The sequence below is a fragment of the Shimazuella sp. NTD250 genome, from assembly GCF_059510375.1.
In genome coordinates this window covers 89,888-106,316 of the sequence record NZ_JCAJZS010000002.1, presented here as the reverse complement: position 1 = coordinate 106,316, position 16,429 = coordinate 89,888, and the positions used below count along the sequence as shown (strand labels likewise).

General features: G+C 39.3%; 18 protein-coding genes. 13 read left to right on the top strand and 5 right to left on the bottom strand.

Going from position 1 to position 16,429, the window contains the following annotated elements:
• Positions 1–147: 147 nt before the first annotated feature.
• The gene (locus AC5WOF_RS05330; protein ID WP_496048916.1) at positions 148–927 is read right to left on the bottom strand and encodes a hypothetical protein; all 780 of its coding nucleotides are present in this window, start codon (positions 925–927) and stop codon (positions 148–150) included.
• Between the two features lie 332 nt (positions 928–1,259).
• A complete protein-coding gene (locus AC5WOF_RS05325; RefSeq protein WP_496048915.1) occupies positions 1,260–2,426 on the bottom strand; it encodes an MFS transporter in 1,167 nt (388 codons plus the stop codon).
• Positions 2,427–2,750: 324 nt separating this feature from the next.
• Between AC5WOF_RS05325 and AC5WOF_RS05320 the strand changes: the two genes are divergently transcribed.
• From AC5WOF_RS05320 to AC5WOF_RS05310, 3 genes are all read left to right on the top strand, one after another.
• Entirely contained in the window at positions 2,751–3,878 is a 1,128-nt protein-coding gene (locus AC5WOF_RS05320) for a deoxyribonuclease IV (RefSeq protein WP_496048914.1), read from the top strand.
• A gap of 261 nt (positions 3,879–4,139) precedes the next feature.
• Positions 4,140–4,532 (top strand): hypothetical protein, encoded by a 393-nt coding sequence (locus AC5WOF_RS05315; protein ID WP_496048913.1) that lies wholly within the window; start codon positions 4,140–4,142, stop codon positions 4,530–4,532.
• A 78-nt stretch (positions 4,533–4,610) separates the two neighbouring features.
• On the top strand, positions 4,611–4,856 hold the full coding sequence (locus AC5WOF_RS05310; protein ID WP_496048912.1) for a hypothetical protein: 246 nt from the start codon (positions 4,611–4,613) through the stop codon (positions 4,854–4,856).
• Positions 4,857–5,032: 176 nt separating this feature from the next.
• On the opposite strand, the gene AC5WOF_RS05305 is transcribed toward AC5WOF_RS05310, so the two are convergent.
• Together AC5WOF_RS05305 and AC5WOF_RS05300 are read right to left on the bottom strand one after the other, a co-directional pair.
• A complete protein-coding gene (locus AC5WOF_RS05305; RefSeq protein ID WP_496048911.1) occupies positions 5,033–5,752 on the bottom strand; it encodes an SDR family NAD(P)-dependent oxidoreductase in 720 nt (239 codons plus the stop codon).
• Positions 5,749–6,129 (bottom strand): MerR family transcriptional regulator, encoded by a 381-nt coding sequence (locus AC5WOF_RS05300; protein WP_496048910.1) that lies wholly within the window; start codon positions 6,127–6,129, stop codon positions 5,749–5,751. The genes AC5WOF_RS05305 and AC5WOF_RS05300 overlap by 4 nt, the downstream gene beginning before the upstream one ends.
• A gap of 337 nt (positions 6,130–6,466) precedes the next feature.
• Between AC5WOF_RS05300 and AC5WOF_RS05295 the strand changes: the two genes are divergently transcribed.
• The 3 genes from AC5WOF_RS05295 to AC5WOF_RS05285 all read left to right on the top strand — a co-directional run bounded on the left by AC5WOF_RS05295 (position 6,467) and on the right by AC5WOF_RS05285 (position 9,799).
• Complete coding sequence (locus tag AC5WOF_RS05295) at positions 6,467–7,240, top strand: enoyl-CoA hydratase/isomerase family protein (RefSeq protein WP_496048909.1); 774 nt, start codon at positions 6,467–6,469, stop codon at positions 7,238–7,240.
• A 12-nt stretch (positions 7,241–7,252) separates the two neighbouring features.
• On the top strand, positions 7,253–8,416 hold the full coding sequence (locus tag AC5WOF_RS05290; RefSeq protein WP_496048908.1) for a cytochrome P450: 1,164 nt from the start codon (positions 7,253–7,255) through the stop codon (positions 8,414–8,416).
• Positions 8,417–8,620: 204 nt separating this feature from the next.
• Positions 8,621–9,799: an MFS transporter gene (locus AC5WOF_RS05285; protein WP_496048907.1), complete on the top strand. Its 1,179-nt coding sequence runs from the start codon at positions 8,621–8,623 to the stop codon at positions 9,797–9,799.
• Positions 9,800–9,909: 110 nt separating this feature from the next.
• Here AC5WOF_RS05285 and AC5WOF_RS05280 read toward each other — a convergent pair whose 3' ends face one another.
• Positions 9,910–10,872: an aminoglycoside phosphotransferase family protein gene (locus AC5WOF_RS05280; protein ID WP_496048906.1), complete on the bottom strand. Its 963-nt coding sequence runs from the start codon at positions 10,870–10,872 to the stop codon at positions 9,910–9,912.
• Between the two features lie 372 nt (positions 10,873–11,244).
• Here AC5WOF_RS05280 and AC5WOF_RS05275 point away from each other — a divergent pair, with 372 nt between their 5' ends.
• From AC5WOF_RS05275 to AC5WOF_RS05245, 7 genes are all read left to right on the top strand, one after another.
• Positions 11,245–12,003 (top strand): DeoR/GlpR family DNA-binding transcription regulator, encoded by a 759-nt coding sequence (locus AC5WOF_RS05275; RefSeq protein WP_496048905.1) that lies wholly within the window; start codon positions 11,245–11,247, stop codon positions 12,001–12,003.
• A 21-nt stretch (positions 12,004–12,024) separates the two neighbouring features.
• The gene (pfkB, locus tag AC5WOF_RS05270; RefSeq protein WP_496048904.1) at positions 12,025–12,966 is read left to right on the top strand and encodes a 1-phosphofructokinase; all 942 of its coding nucleotides are present in this window, start codon (positions 12,025–12,027) and stop codon (positions 12,964–12,966) included.
• On the top strand, positions 12,963–14,348 hold the full coding sequence (locus AC5WOF_RS05265) for a fructose-specific PTS transporter subunit EIIC (protein ID WP_496048903.1): 1,386 nt from the start codon (positions 12,963–12,965) through the stop codon (positions 14,346–14,348). Before pfkB ends, AC5WOF_RS05265 begins: the two co-directional genes overlap by 4 nt.
• Positions 14,345–14,785, top strand: coding sequence for a PTS sugar transporter subunit IIA (locus tag AC5WOF_RS05260; RefSeq protein WP_496048902.1), 441 nt, complete (start codon positions 14,345–14,347; stop codon positions 14,783–14,785). The genes AC5WOF_RS05265 and AC5WOF_RS05260 overlap by 4 nt, the downstream gene beginning before the upstream one ends.
• Before the next feature lie 36 nt (positions 14,786–14,821).
• Positions 14,822–15,082 (top strand): HPr family phosphocarrier protein, encoded by a 261-nt coding sequence (locus AC5WOF_RS05255; RefSeq protein WP_496048901.1) that lies wholly within the window; start codon positions 14,822–14,824, stop codon positions 15,080–15,082.
• A gap of 179 nt (positions 15,083–15,261) precedes the next feature.
• Positions 15,262–15,558, top strand: a complete 297-nt coding sequence (locus AC5WOF_RS05250; protein WP_496048900.1) for a hypothetical protein — start codon at positions 15,262–15,264, stop codon at positions 15,556–15,558.
• 274 nt (positions 15,559–15,832) lie between these two features.
• Positions 15,833–16,396: a YIP1 family protein gene (locus tag AC5WOF_RS05245; protein ID WP_496048899.1), complete on the top strand. Its 564-nt coding sequence runs from the start codon at positions 15,833–15,835 to the stop codon at positions 16,394–16,396.
• Positions 16,397–16,429 lie beyond the last annotated feature (33 nt).

The window sequence follows — 16,429 nt, the reverse complement described above, 5'->3', positions numbered from 1 at the left end:
ATAGCAGGAGAGGAATAAATCTCTGATATCATGAAACTCTAAAGAGAGAATATCTTTTTTCTAATGTTTTGGATATTCTATTTCCCTAGTTTGATGGGTATGTACGGTGACTCATTCTTGCACCAAATCCAAAAACATAAATATGTCTCACTTCTGATCAAGAATATCTTTGATAAACTTGGTTGGTGACTTATATGAATAGTTGCTTTTGTGATATGATTTTTGTGCATTTTTAAAATCAAAGATTTTTTCATGTCCTAAAAATACATTAAAGTCACCAGGCGCTTTTTGTTCGATTAATTCCATAAGCTTTTGAGCCTCGGGAAGAGTAAAAACATTATACATTGCCTCTTCAGATGTATAATTCCCTTCCATAACTAGTTGAATTTCTCTATTATCTTGTGTAATGCCTTCACTTTTAATAGCTTTAGTTATATTTAAACTACTAACTCCAGGAAAAGTAATAAAAATAGGGAAGACTTCGCTTAAATAAAATTCTTGGAAAGCATACGGATTCCTAATATTCGTGCAAATACCAATTGATTTGACTTTAATTCGGTTGGAATCATTTTCATTTAAGGTTGTTAAGTGGTTTTGCGATCTGGAGTCAAATCTTTTTTCCATACCCAACATGTGACATGTTCCATCAAGGGAATATTCTTGGATTAGCTTCATAAGTTCTTGCCCCTCGGATGAGGACACAAATTTACTCATTGTTTTTGTAGACTCAAAATAAAATTCCATCATAAATTGGAGTCCTTCAAGATTTGACGGAATTTTTTCACTTACCTGTTGTGATACAGTGGTTAATTTTGCAAAAATAATAGCTGGTATCCTTTGAGTTCGAGGAAAGATATTCTCCCAAAAAAAATTTTGGAGATTAGCTGCATTTTCTACATCCCTATAAATAGTGATTGACTTTATCATAGGCAGTAATTTCCTTTCTTTGTTGTAGGATGAATTAGAGTGAATCATTAATAACAATATTCAAAAATATTATAATAGTTTATTTTACTTTCTGCACCTTTTTTGTTTACTTCTGATTTTGATAATAGAGCCCTCTCCGATTACACAGGAAGGGGCTATTTGACGCTTACCGAAAGGAGCCGACCTACCCGACCTCCTAATGAAATCAAATTATTTTTTTTCTTTCGATGTAAATTGAACGAAGATCCGTTACTCTTCGGTCTATAGGTGAAGTGGGCCTAGTAGCAAAATTTTGGCCGTTTACCTAGGGCAAACGGCTAGAATGGAGGGTGTTATTTTTTTCTTCTCATCCATTTCCAGAAAATCGGAGCCGCAAAAGAGCCCAAGGCCAAGATCCAAAAGGCATGACCAAAACCCCAATTTTCTCCAATTATTCCGCTGAACTGAACTGCGATACTGGTGGTCAGCATGTTAGCAACGATTAGAGCACTCAGGGCTGCTCCAGTATTACGGTCTTTCACGCTCTGGTCGTAAACCGATTGTCCCATGCACAGGTCGATGGAACGGGAAAACAACCCGATGAGAATTGCTCCTGCGAACAATACACCAGAAACTGGCCAAAAAGCCAATATTCCAGTGATAGAGGCAATGAGGATCACACTCGTCCAAATGACAAACGGATTCCCTTTCTTTGTCGCTACCCAAGCAGGGATAAAACCGGAAAGTCCATTGATCAGGCTCGCCAGAAGCAGATATTTTCCTGCATTGTCCGCCCCGATATAGAGTGGAAGATAGCTGTTGAAAACAGCATAAATTGCCACTACTGGACCAGCTAGAAGGGTAACATAAATAGCTGTGTGCCATGCGATACTGGTTGATCGTTGAGGCATGGATAGCTCTGCTTGGTCACCAACCTTATTTTTCTGTAGTTTTGGGTAAAGTGTTACCAAAGCGATCGCTCCAATTAGATTTGCTACTCCTACATAAAAGCAAATCCAATTCCATGCTTCAGGATTGGATGTCACAAACCAAAGCGCCAGTCCAGCTAGACCAAAATCAACCGCAGCGGTGAATGAACTCATCCACAGTTGAAACCTCTTAGGCACAGACTGACGGGGCAAAATTCCAGCAGGACTTCCACCCATGCCAACAGTAAATCCAGAGATAAGCCGAATCGCAATGTACAGCCAAATTTGTTGACAGTACATGTAGGCTATCAAAGCAGCAGAAGTGATCGAAAGCGCCCAAAATGAAACCCACTCAGGTTTATATTTATCGCACAAATGTCCACCCAACAATGCTCCAGGAATTGCAGCGATAAAGTAGGCCATCATGACGGTTCCGATAAATGCTCCAAGACCTTCTTCTTTTAGCACAAGAGGAAGACCTGCCAGCTGGATTCGGTCACTAATCGTTAGCATTACTCCAGCGATCATACTAACGAAAAGCTTTGTGTTCATCCACTCACTTGTGTGCGCAACCATTCTACGCAATTTCATTGTTTCTCCTTGATCGATGACAGTTATTTATTTGAATAGTCTATCTATTCTTCATTTTAATGCAAAAGAACAAATTAAAGTAGTTGTGAATTACGAATAAAGTTTGGTATCAGATTTGTCTGATCGGTATGATGTTTGTCCAGAAAGTAACAACTACCTTTTCGATCTTCTAAGTGGATTATTCTCTTAAAGATGTGGTAAAACAAGTATGTAGGATTTTTCCTATCATCAATAGAAAATAACGATAGAACGATAACGATTTTTAATAGATCAGAGAATCTGAAAGCATAGCGGTCGTTATACAAGATAAAAGGAGTTTTTTGCATGTTAAAAATAGGGTCACATGTATCATTTTCTGGTAAAGGGCTTTTAAATGCAGCAGAAGAAGCGGTTTCATATGATTCAAGTACATTTATGATCTACACTGGTGCGCCTCAAAATACAAGACGAAAAGCGATTGAAAAGCAATTTGTCGAAGAAGGAAAAGCAGTAATGGCTGATCATGGCATTGAAGAAATTATAGTCCATGCTCCTTATATCATCAACTTAGGAACCTATAAAGATGATAAATTTGAGTTTGCCGTTCGGTTTTTGCAAGAGGAAATTCGCCGAACAAATTATTTAGGGGTAAAAAATATCGTTCTTCACCCAGGAGCTTTCACGGAAAAAGATGTGGAGTATGGAATCGCCCGCATAGCTGAAGGTTTAAATCTGGTGTTAGATGGGGTGAAAGATACTGAAGTAAATATAGCGTTGGAAACAATGGCAGGGAAGGGAACGGAAGTTGGCCGTAATTTTGAGGAAATCGCTCAGATTATGGAGAGAGTGGAAGACAATCGAAGATTAACTGTCTGCATGGATACTTGCCACTTGCATGAATCCGGTTATGATATTGTTCATGATTTTGATGGGGTACTGGAGCTGTTTAATAAAACGATTGGCCTTGACCGCCTCGCGGTCGTCCATCTCAATGACAGCAAAAATTTCCGTGGAGCTGGAAAAGACCGGCATGCACCAGTTGGTGCGGGAATGATTGGATTTGATGCGATGAATTATATCGTACATCATGAAAAAATCCGACATCTTCCTTTAGTACTTGAGACACCATGGATAGGCAAAGAAAAAGGGAAAGAACGTCCTATGTACAAAGCAGAGATTGCCTTATTGCAGGGAGAGGTAGAAACTCGATTTGGAGCGGATTACCTCGATCATGTGGAACGTTTGGAATTTTTCTTCCGCAAACATGAGGTAGAACCCAGAGATTTTGTTGTACAGACATGGGAATTATTAAAGACAGATGCCAAAGCAAAGAAAGCAGATGGCAGGGAGCCAATTACACGTTTATACGATATGGTAAAAGAAGAGCGGTTATTTCCAGAACTCAGTGAAGAAGAAATCAATCATCGTATTATGGGTTGGTTTGCCGGAAAACATGTCTTCCGATCAGCATAAAAAATGGAACTCCAGTGGGAACTGGAGTTTTTTGTGATGGATAAGATCCATCACAAACCTACATATTAGCTAAAATGTTATAAAATAAAAAAGTAAGTTGATTTTTAAATGCTCAGAAAAGAAAAAAACATTTAACAGCGCAAGGAAAGGATGAAGAACGCACTATTTTTAATCCACAAACGAGTATAGTGCTTTCAAAAATGAAGTATCATTATTCATACCTTTCATGCCACGAAAAATGAGAGAAGGGAGATTAATCATTTGTTATTGGAATGTTATATTGAGCGTATCGAAGATGAAGAACCTCTAGATGATATAGAAATATCCAATTCCCTTGTTACAGTAGATAAATCCAATTATGTTGTATCAGGAGAAAAAGGAGCGATTGTCTTTACCTTTAATACTTTCATCCATCGAGGAAGTATGATGAAATACTTTAATGTGACGATTCATTCTTTGCGTTCCAATGGTGGATATAACGAAATAGAAGCAGAGAATTGTCATTACATCAATGGGCCATTGTGTTACGAGGTTCAATCGGAAGAGCTGGCTCTGCGTATAGTAGAGAGACTGGAAAAAGAAAATCAATTTGATCAAGAACATCTCTTCGAAGAGCTTATCACGCTTTACGGATATCTTTTTCAAGGCAAATAAAGAAGTGTTGCGTGTGACCTTTCCAGTATTTATTTTCCTATAGCCAAAAGCGGTGACTGAAATCAAAGGAGTTTTTATATGACGAAAGAACAATGGGAACACCTATCATTGGATGAACTGAAAGAACTATCTTTAGCGATAGATTTATTATATTCTGCTTCGAAAGATTTGGAAGCTCCGACAGAGAGAGTAGATACCATTATTCAGCTGCGTGAAAAAATTAGAAAGTCCTATAAACAACGATTAGAAGGGGAATTAGACAAAGAGTTGCAATTCATCCAAGGATTAGCAGATGAATCAGCGTGGTCAGCTGAGGAACAGTAGATTTTCAAATACAAGCGAAAAATGCTGAAGAAGAAATCGTCTTACAAAAAACACGAACAGCCCTCTCTCTATTTCATGTATAGCAGGGAGAGGGCGTTCATGCATGAGGTGCAGATCAGATGTTGTGCGTAATCCTTTTAGTCAAAATCCGTATGACGCAGATGGTTCGCCTCATACTAAACATTACTGCCAACTGTGTAGTCTCCAAGTGTGCCGTCGTGATTAATCACCTGTCCATTGTGATTTTCATCATCAAAAATAAAGCCCGTGATTAATTCAGCAGCCTGCGCAGGTGTTTTTACAAAATCTCCTGTTATATTCCCGTTCAAATCCGTCGTAACTGCTCCCGGCATCACCGCAAAGATCTCCACGGGTATATTCGCCTGTTCAAAACTCATTCCCCAAGACTTTGTCATAACATTCAAAGGTGCCTTGGCTGTTTGGTAAGCAAATGCATTGAAAATAGGATGGGGCTCAATAGGAATACTGATATTTACAATCGTGCCCTTAGTGGCGATCAATAGTGGCAGCAAGCCTTTTGAAAGTGCAAAAGGACCAATAAAGTCAACTTGATGGGTTGCTTGTAATTCGTTCACTGTAAACTCCCATCCAGGTTTATACAAATCACCTGGAATGCCAGCATTGTTAACCAAGAGCGTCAATTCTGGGTAATTCTGCTTAATCATTGTCACTGCATTATCAATACTCTCTAAGTCAGCAACATCCAACAGCACTAACTCTGCATTACCAAATTCTCGGAGGGCAGTTACTGCTGTTTCTCCGCGATTCTGATCACGTGCCCCAACTAAAACACGAAATCCCGCTTCTAACAAATGCTTTGCAATCTCAAAACCAATGCCTTTATTCGCACCAGTTACAAACGCTGTCTTGGTCATCTTTTTTTCTCCTTTTTATCGACATACTGCTGATAACGGGCAATCTTTCGTTCGACTCCCTGTAAACTTGTTTTACGCAGTTCCAGTTCTTTAAGAATCTCCTGACGATGAGCTTCTAACATAGCCAAACGTTTGGGAATCGTCTCATCGCCTTGCATTATCCAATCTACATACTGCTTTATTTGATTAATGGACATATCAGTATGTTTCAAATGTTGAATGGCCGTCAGCAGTTGAATTTGTGCTTCATTAAAGATACGACGACCTGCTAAATCACGTTCAAGCAAGGTTAGCAGCCCTCTCTTGTCGTAAAAACGCAGGGTCGACTCTGTTATGTGGAACATATCGGCCACTTCACTAATCGTGTAAGTTTTCATTTGGATACCCTCGATTCCTTACTGGGCATAGTATACCTGTTAAACCATGGTTTAAGTCAAGCAATACGTCAAGGGGACGGTTCTTGTGTCGCGCATAAAAGAAGTAAGACGATTGTTCGTTCTGCTTCTTTTATTTTGCGTAGTATCTGGTATTAATTTGTATCAATAGATCATTAAAATTAACAATATCTTTTCGATTATTTAAAAATTAAATCAAAGATTATATAACTGAAATATATTATTATTTAAATAACTCTATTTAGATAAAAAGATAGAACCTTTTATTTTCAATCCATAAGTAGAGTGAACAATAGATGGAGACGAGTGAGGTGTTGAGATGGAAACCATTATTGCCACACAAAATAAGGGAATTGGAACGATTCAATTCAATCGTCCAGCAAATGCAGTAAATGAAAAGATGGTAGAGGAGCTTGAACATGCAATTGCCCGTTTTTGTGACGAAAACGTAAAGGCAATCGTATTTCGCGGAAGTACAGATGTATTTGTCTCTGGAGGGGATATTGCATGGCATCAAACAAAAAACGGAGAACAAGTATATCCTGAAATGTTGCGTGTAGGTGCATTACTTGAAAAAATATCCCAAGTAGATGCGATAACGATTGCGGCAGTTGAAGGAAAAGCAATAGGAGGCGGCTGTGAAATCGTTGCTAGTTGTGATTTATGTTTTGCAGCAGAATCAGCCACGTTTCAATTTATTCAAGCGAGATTGGGTATACCCACTGCTTGGGGTGGAGCAAGTCGTTTGATGAACAAAATCGGTACGAACAAAGCACTTCATTTACTCTTATCAGGAGACGAGATTACTAGTCGTCACGCAGAGCGAATAGGCTTGGTTGATGCAGTTTATGAAAATGATGAATTTGAAAAATACGTAAAGAAGTTCACGAAAAAATTGATCGATATTCCTGAAATTGTAATAAATACCTTTAAAAATGTAGCTCAAAGAGTGGAAAGTGGCATCCCAACTTCGCAAATTTACCCATTAGAGGCGAAAGCCTGTGCTGAAAGCTGGGATCTCGATAAACATCAAAGAGCTGTTAAATTTATTTTGTCTCCATTAATGAAAGCACATCAAAAGTCAGACATCTAAGAAGGGGAAAAAATGGCATCCTTTAAATTCGGTCACTTCCTTGCACCAGAAAATATGTGGAAAGAAGCTAGTTGCTACGATTGGTATAAAAAAATGAGACATACTGCTCCGATTTCCTATGATCCAAAGCGAAGATGCTGGGATGTTTTTCGCTACAAAGATGCCCAGACCGTTTTGAAGAACTATCATGTATTTTCGTCTGAGCGATCCAAAGATAAAGTAGATAGTTTATTGAGTATGGACCCGCCAGAACATAAAAAATATCGCTCCATTTCAAATAAATCGTTTGGTAGTCATTATCGATTGCATATGGAATCATTGATCAGAGAAATAACCGCACAAACGATGGATGATATCAACAACAAAAGTCAGATAGATTTTATACAGGAAGTCGCTTTTTATATTCCGGTAATCATGATGATGCGCTTACTTGGTATAACAGAGAACCATTATCAAGAAGTTATTGACATGAGCATTGGAGGTTTAACAAGAAGCAATTCCGCAAATGAACTGAAAGCGGTATTAAAAAAAGTGAGAAACAGCATACATAATGGGAATCGTTTTTTTGAACGTCTCATAGAAGAGAAACAACGACATCCTCAAGATGATATGACTACTGATCTGCTTATGAGGCATGGAGATATCGAATTATCGAAAATAAGAGATTTCTTATACTCTGTCTTAACTGCTGGAAATGAAACATCCATTAATCTGCTTGGAAATACGATGTATCTTTTCTCCACACAGCCAAATGTATGGGCACTGCTACAAGAAGATCCTACACGAATTCCACAAGCGATTGAAGAGGTTCTTCGATTCCACTCTTCTGTTCATAATATCAATCGGATTGCAACAGAAAACATAGAGCTAAATGGATATACCATAAAGAAAGGGGATGAAGTAGTCGTATGGTTAGCCTCTGCAAATCGAGATGAAGAAGTATTTGCTCAAGCGGATGAGTTCCAAATCAATCGTTCACCAAACCCGCATCTTGCATTTGGGCATGGTATCCATACTTGTATAGGGAGTTCACTAGCGAGACTGGAAGCGAATATTATCTTCACCGCATTTATCACTAATTTTCCGAAAATAAGTATAATTGGGAAACCGATTCGAAATTCAAACTTTGTGTTCCAGGGGTTTGACCATATTTATATGGAATCTAACCAAATATAACCGGATACACCCTAGCTATCGTGCTAGGGTGTATTTGTTACCGAGTGTCCTTATTAAGATAGTGCCGTAATTCCGGTTTTTCGGTTTGCTCATGTTGTTAAAAAAGTGAAATGGGAATAGTTGAACTCATTCATTTGAATAGAAAAAGAAAGAATGATTTAATAAAAATAGAATTGCAATCTTTACTCAATTCAAGGAGTTCTTATGCGAAGTGTGTTTTCTATTTTTCCAAGAATGAGAACATGGTGGAGTCGACAATCCTTGAAACGATTTCCTGAGCCTACGAGGCGAATCATCCGAGGAGGCTCTCTGCTTACTTTTGCGGTGGGTTTTGTCTCTACTTCTCTCCCTCCCTATCTTGTTCAAAAGGGATTGCTAAAGAATGTAGGATACATCATGGCGATGTTCGCCATCTCTGAGTGTTTGACGGCGCTTATGGCAGGGAAGATGACGGATCGATGGGGAGGTTCTCGTGTCGTGCGAATCTTTCTCCCAATACCAGTCACACTTCCGTTTTTCTACCTGATGAGCAGTCGCCCGATAATGTTTATGGGGCTTCAGTTCGTACACGGCATGGTTAACACAATGGTATTGCTGCCATTGACCTCCATGCTGCGGGAACTTCACCCAGACGGGGATGAGTTGCGTAACGTAAACGCCATTGCTTCAGGTAGACAGTTCCTCATGGGGGGTGTAGGCCTGTTGACCGGATTGTGGTGCATGCAACAAGGATATGTCATGCTTTGGTTCTTGATTGGGACTATGGTGTACATGTTCGTTTGGAAAATGCTGAGCGTCCAAATCCCCTATCATCCACAAGAAAGGGAGAAAAATTCCCAACTTGGGCGGAGGATAGTGCCGTATGTGCTCACAACCGTTGGTGTGTTTGCATCATATAGGGTATTTTTGACTTATGTGCCCCTATATGTGACCTACGGGTTTTTCTGCGTTTGGATGGCGACATTTGCCAACTTTATAGGTAGTCTATGGATTCCCGAACTAGCTAAAAAGTTGGGGGACTTGCCTGTAATGGTAGGATCGATTGTTGCATTGGGAGGAAGTATCGCACTAATCCCCTCTGGCATACCTGTATTCCTCATCCTCGCAAGTGCGGGAATCGGCTTGGCCATACGAAGTTACGTAACCACAAGCACTCAGATCATTCTCAGTTTGACCTCCATAAAAGAGACAGGGTCGGCCATGGCACTGAACAATTTGTGCAGAGATATAGGCCAGTCTGCCGGCAACTGGGCTGCTGGAAATGCAGCCAATCTCTGGGGACTTGGAATCGTCTTTTGGACAGTGCAGCCGTGGCTTTTGGGATCACTGCTCATGCCGCTAATCGCCATTGTCTTCAAGAATAGGTGGAAAACACAGGGATAACTTCGCATATGCCACGCTTGCCTCTACAAGAGACAAGCGTGGTGCTGTTTAGAGAGACATTTTTTAAACAGGAGTGGTGTGTAAAAAATGAAGTTTATAGAAAAAATTTTTTAGGTGTGATATCTATTCCGTTGCCAAATTTTCTTCGCATACTCTGCAAACAAAGGTATACAATCAGGATTGCAATCGATTGCCCATCTCAGCTTGTCACATGCATCAAGCAGCAATAAAGAGTCTAAGGTAGGCTGCATGCTTTGAAAATCAGAGGCAGAGATACCATAACCTTGTAGAAAAACATGCATTTGTCCAATATTTGGAGTTCCGATGTCTATTTGAGACTTCAATAATTGCATTAATTCCCAATATGGAATGAGATGTACTTCGGCACATCCCCAATCTAATAGTGTTACAGTCCCTTTGTCATCGACGATCGTATTTTTTAAGGAAAGATCTCCATGTGTAAGGCCAAAAGAAAACGCCATCTGGGAGAGGTCTTCGAATTTTTGTTTTATTATTTTCGTATTTTCTATTGTGAAGACGCCTAATGAGATTAAGGGATCGTTTTCTGTTAAACTATTGATGTTATAATGAACAAAACTACGCCAAGTACCATCAAAGCCTTCATGAGTGGAGGCAGTGAAAGTACGGTTGGTTGGGTTAGATAAGATTTCTCCAAAACCATTTATATGGATAGCGTGAATTTGCTTCGTATACTCCCCTAATTTTCTCCAAATCATTTCTTTGTTCCAAGGGCTGTCTTTGCCATTTTTTCCTGCTATGAATGTCTGAATCATATAGATCACTTGATCCATCTCGCCAACAAAAAGTACTTCTGGTCCAGAGATACCTTTCCGTTTTGCCTGCTCTATACACCATTTTTCTTTTTCATAAATGGCTAATGTGTTTGGAGCTTCATTCATTCTTACAATAAACTCGGAAACATCAGTTTTTACCCGACAAACTCGGTTTACGGTTCCGTATCCGATAATGGGATGAATAGATTGGACTTTGTCTTCTGTGATTTGTCCACTAATCCTCTTGACTAGATCAAAGATATTTTTTGAAGGTAGCATGTCTATCTCCTGAAACACTATTTTCTTTGGGTTTATCCATTGTAGTTGAAAGAATAAACTGATTTATTAAATTCCTATTATATCATCAAATATTTTGATCTGAAGAGTAGGTATTTTTCCGATGGTTCTAATTGAGATTCGAAAATGAAAATGAGAATAAATGAGCACATAAGACAAAGATTGAGAATAAATTGTGATTCATTTGTTACATACTTAACAATTATAGGTATCCAAACAGAAAATAAAATGCATGCAAGCAAAAGAATCTATCGAAATGAGCGGAGTCAATCATTACCAATCATAAATGACTAGAAATAATCAAAAATTATTATATAATGAGCGTAGGTAAGCATTTTATATTAGGAGAGAATTATGTTCACAGAAGAAAGACATCAACAAATTTTATCTTATTTAAATAAGTATCAACGTGCTTCCGTTCCCGAATTAAGCCAAACGTTCCAAGTATCTGAATCTACTATCCGCAGGGATTTAAGTGAATTGGAACAAAAGGAAAAGCTGCGTCGAACACATGGTGGGGCTGTTTTCCTTGATTTTGTTCGCATGGAGCCAACGGTGAAAGAGAAGCAGACAACAAATTTAGCAGAAAAGGAGAGAATAGCGAAAACAGCCAGCGAATGGATTAAGGAAAAAGAAACGATTTTACTTGATTCTGGTACCACAACACTGCAACTTGCGAGACACCTTCATTCTTTAGATCTTACCATTGTCACAAATTCTGTAAGCGTTTTAACGGAACTACAGGATGCGAAAAACATAGAGTTACTCAGTACAGGAGGAACCGTTCGTTCACAGATTGGAGCGATGGTCGGGCCCTACGCAGAGGGTTTTATCAGAAGGATAAAGGTAGATAAATTGTTTTTAGGAATGAATGGTGTGGATGTAAGAAATGGTCTGAGTACTCCCAATGTGCAAGAAGCGCAAATGAAAAAAGAAATGATTTCAGCTGCCAGGCAAGTTATTTTGTTATGTGACCACAGTAAAATCGGTAAAATTACACTTCATCAGGTTGCATCATTATCTGAGATCGATAGGATTATTACCGATAAAAGTGCGCCTTTATCCTTTCTTGAAGACTGTGAGCAGTTAGGCATCGATGTGATAACGGTTTAATTATGTGAAAGAAGGTTCTTTATGATGAGAATCGCAACAGTATCTTTAAATCCCGCAGTTGATCAAACCATTGCGATCGAAAAACTACACATAGGACAAAAAAATGTGGCGATGAATACCCGCTATGACTTTGGAGGAAAAGGCATTAATGTTGCTCGGGTACTAGCTCATTTTGGCATACAGCCTACTGTAACCGGATGGCTTGGAAGAGAGGCTCAGCAGTACGAAAAACAGTTACATGATATGGGAATCCATTCCTCATTTGTATTTACGAATCAACGAATTCGAACAAATATAAAGGTTTTAGAGCAACATTCCGGTAAGATGACGGAATTAAATGAAGCCGGATTTCCCATTAGTGAATTGGAGAAAGACCGCTTTATCGAACACTATACTGGCCTGCTATCCAAGATAGATATGATAATTCTTGCAGGCAGTTTACCTCCAGGCATAGACCCAGCCTTTTATCGCTTTTTAATTGAACAAGCCAATAAACATCAGGTGTTGTCTTTTTTAGATACAAATGGACATTTACTAAAATACGCCTCAAAGTCTTTGCCATATGCAATAAAACCAAATCAAGAAGAATTAGAGGAATATCTAGGTTGCAAAGTACAAAATGAACAAGATGTTGTCGAAGCGGGTCTTGCCCTTATCGATCAAGGAATTTCATTAGTAGCGATTTCTTTAGGGGCAAAAGGAGCGTACTTTTTCAAACAGGGGCAAACAGTGAAGACAAAACCTCCACATATAGAAGTGAAAAGCACTGTAGGTGCAGGGGATTCTATGTTTGCCGGAATGGTTATAAGTGTGATGAACAGCTGGGAGCTAGAAAAGATTGCGAGATTTTCCACTGCATTAGGATCAGCTACTGCTTCGAAAGCCGGTACACAATTAGGCAAGCCGGAAGATGTAGATAAATTACTTGATCTAGTCGAAGTTGAAGGAGTGAATGGGAGATGAAGAAAAAAATACTTGCTGTTACCGCCTGTCCTACTGGTATTGCTCATACCTATATGTCAGCAGAGGCGCTATCGGAGGCTGCAAAACGGAAAGATATTGATTTTAAAGTAGAGACACGGGGAGCTTCCGGAATTGAGAACAAACTGAGCAAAGAGGAAATTGACCAAGCAGATGCAATCATTATCGCAGCTGATGTGGATGTGGACGAAGAGCGTTTTCATCATAAATCAGTTACAAGAGCAAAGTTGAGTGAGGCAATAAAAAAACCCGAGCAAGTGATTGACAGGGCATTGGAGGAAGCTCAGCAGTTTGAACCAAGCAAAATAAAGACGAACGAGGTTTCCTCAAAGGAGACGAATCAAGCAAAAGGTTTGTATAAGCACTTACTCAATGGTGTATCTTACATGTTGCCACTGGTTGTAGTGGGCGGTATTTTGATAGCGATTTCATTTGCCTTTGGGATTAAAGCATTCGAGCAACAAGGAACATTTGCTGCTGCACTGATGGACATTGGAGGAAATAGTGCTTTTGCATTGATGATCCCTATTTTAGCTGGATTTATCGCTTTTTCGATTGCGGAAAAAGCAGGATTAGCCCCTGGTCTTATTGGTGGTATGTTAGCCTCTAAAATTGGAGCAGGATTTCTAGGCGGGATACTTGCAGGTTTTCTAGCTGGATATGTAGCCAAAGCGTTGAAAGATTATATTCGTCTGCCAAAAAGCTTACAAGGTATTCATACGATTGTCATTATCCCTGTCGTTTCTTCTCTTATTGTGGGGTTACTCATGATTTTTGTCATTGGTACACCGATCAAATTGATTATGGATGGATTAGCAGCTTGGCTAAAGACATTAGGGACCACAAATGCTATTTTACTCGGTCTCCTCTTGGGAGCGATGATGGCAAGCGATATGGGTGGTCCGATCAATAAAGCTGCCTACACTTTTGGAGTAGGACTACTTGGAAGCGGAGTATATGGACCGATGGCTGCAATTATGGCTGCTGGAATGACACCACCTCTTGGAATCTGGTTAGCGACGCTGCTAGCTCGCAAAAAATTTTCTACAGACGAACGAGAAGCTGGGAAAGCAGCTGGCATACTAGGCCTATCCTTTATTACGGAAGGTGCGATTCCATTTGCGGCAGCTGATCCTATTCGGGTTATACCCTCTCTCATTGCTGGGTCGGCTATAACAGGCGCTTTGTCGATGGCATTTCATGTGTCATTAAAAGCTCCACACGGTGGAATTTTTGTGCTTGCAATTCCAAATGTAGTTACCAACATAGGGGCATATGTGATTGCAATAGCAGTTGGTATGATTGTGACAGCTGCCTTACTCGCACTATTAAAAAGAAATAAAGAAACGGAGATAGCAAAATGATAGCAGAGTATCTACTTCCAGACTCAGTTCAGTTGGATGTACAGGTAACATCCCGTGAAGAATTGTTGGAATATCTAGTAGAATCAATGGCTTCCAAAGGGTTGGTAACAGATGCCAATGTATATTTAGAAGATCTGTATACGAGGGAGAAACAAGGCTCCACCGCAATTGGTTTTGATGTAGCTACCCCACATGCAAAATCCAAAGGAGTTGCCAAACCAGCAATTTCACTAGCTCGTCTTGTCCAACCAATACAGTGGGATGAAGAGGAAGAGGTATCATTGGTATTTTTAATTGCTGTACCAGAAGCACAAGCTGGAGATATACATCTGAAAATAGTAGCAAATCTTTTCCGCAAATTGATGCATGAAGATTTTCGTCAGTCATTAAAGACAGCAAATACAGCGGAAGAAATCTTAAATGCTATCGAAGATTAAGAGAAATATGAGTAATCGGAAAGGATATAAAGATCAATGATAAAAAAAGAGATAAAAGTAAATCTGGAACACGGTTTGCATATTCGACCTGCGAAAGAGTTTGTGCAGGTAGCAAGCCGTTTTAGTAGTGATATTGATGTGATCAAAAATAGCCAAACTGCAAATGGGAAAAGCATTTTAGGGATCGTATCATTAGGGATTGTAATGGGAGAAACCATTACTTTGGCGGCTGATGGTTCGGATGAAAACGAAGCGATAATTAGTTTGGAGAAGATTTTTATCGAAGGTGAAGCGTAATTCATTTTATTGAATAGTAGACGTATCTTTTGCACAGGCAGAAAATCATGATAGTAAACAAAATCAGGCAGGGGTGAAACCTAATTGGTTTTGTTTTTTTATGCATTTTTCTCGTACATTTATTGAATTTTATGTGTGACAAAAAAGCCGCTTTCTTGTCGCACTAGAAGCTTGCAAATATGAGGTCTGCCCCGAGCAGTACGTTAATAGCACTGATCGGAACAGGGATGGAACCTCACTTTCCTACATGTCGTCACAGGAAGGTTGATCAAGCACCGCTTCCAGTTTTTCTCTCTTCACGGGATTCAGGTACTTCAGTATCACATCACGATCCCAATGACGATAGCGGTAGAGTCGTTCCAACTTTTCCATTGTCAGCTCGTTCACACAAACGGGCAGTGATGGAACAAGTTCATCGTACATGGGAACGAGGGTACAGTTCAGGAGCCAGTAGTGCTGATTTCCCGGACTCATGACGGAGAAGTAATAGGGAATCTCCTCAGATTTCCCATGAGCGTGGAGAAACAAGAAAATCAGGTCAGAAACAAATCCCAGCTTCTTGACTTTTGATGAATCAACTTTTCTATTCACAAAGAGTCTGACTATTAGCCAAAAGTGCAAAATAGAGGAGTATTATTTCCCCTTTCTCAACTGAGTCTGCATCAAAAATGACGTAAATAATCAGAAAATGCTATGATGGGTGTAACAGAAAGTTGATTCTTTAACGTAGAAAAGAAGAGAGGGTTTTAGGTGGAGATTTCTGTTCCCACTAGTATTTTAATTTTATTTCAACCAACGAAAGCGGCAGAGCGAATTAGACAAAATCCAAGCTATTGGAAACCGCTGCTCTTAGTAAGTTTGTTTATAGCTGTTTATTTTTATATTGCTGATCCAGCAGGCAGCTTCTTGATGTCTGTCGTTGTTCTGGTATCGAAAATTTTATTATATCTCATCGCTGCGAGCATACAGGCGTTAATGATATTTTGTTTGTTAAAACTATTTAAGAAAAGCATCCCTTTTCGACTTGTACTGGCGATGGTAGCATATAGTCTGTTTGTACCTGAATGCGTATACTTTATTTTAAATTACAATTTACCGCTTGATGGGCCACATATAACAGCGTTGAGTTATTGGATAAACTCTTCTGGAATACAGACAGCGATATTGAATCTATTTGATCTCATGATTATCTGGGAAATAATCATAACCTTTTTTTGTTTACGACAACTTGCCTGTGTAACTAATTTACAGACGGGAGTGATAATGGGGGTTTACACACTATGTTATTTCTTATTGGAATTAACAACAAAATGACATGAAGCTATGAATAGGTTTTGTTAGAGGATT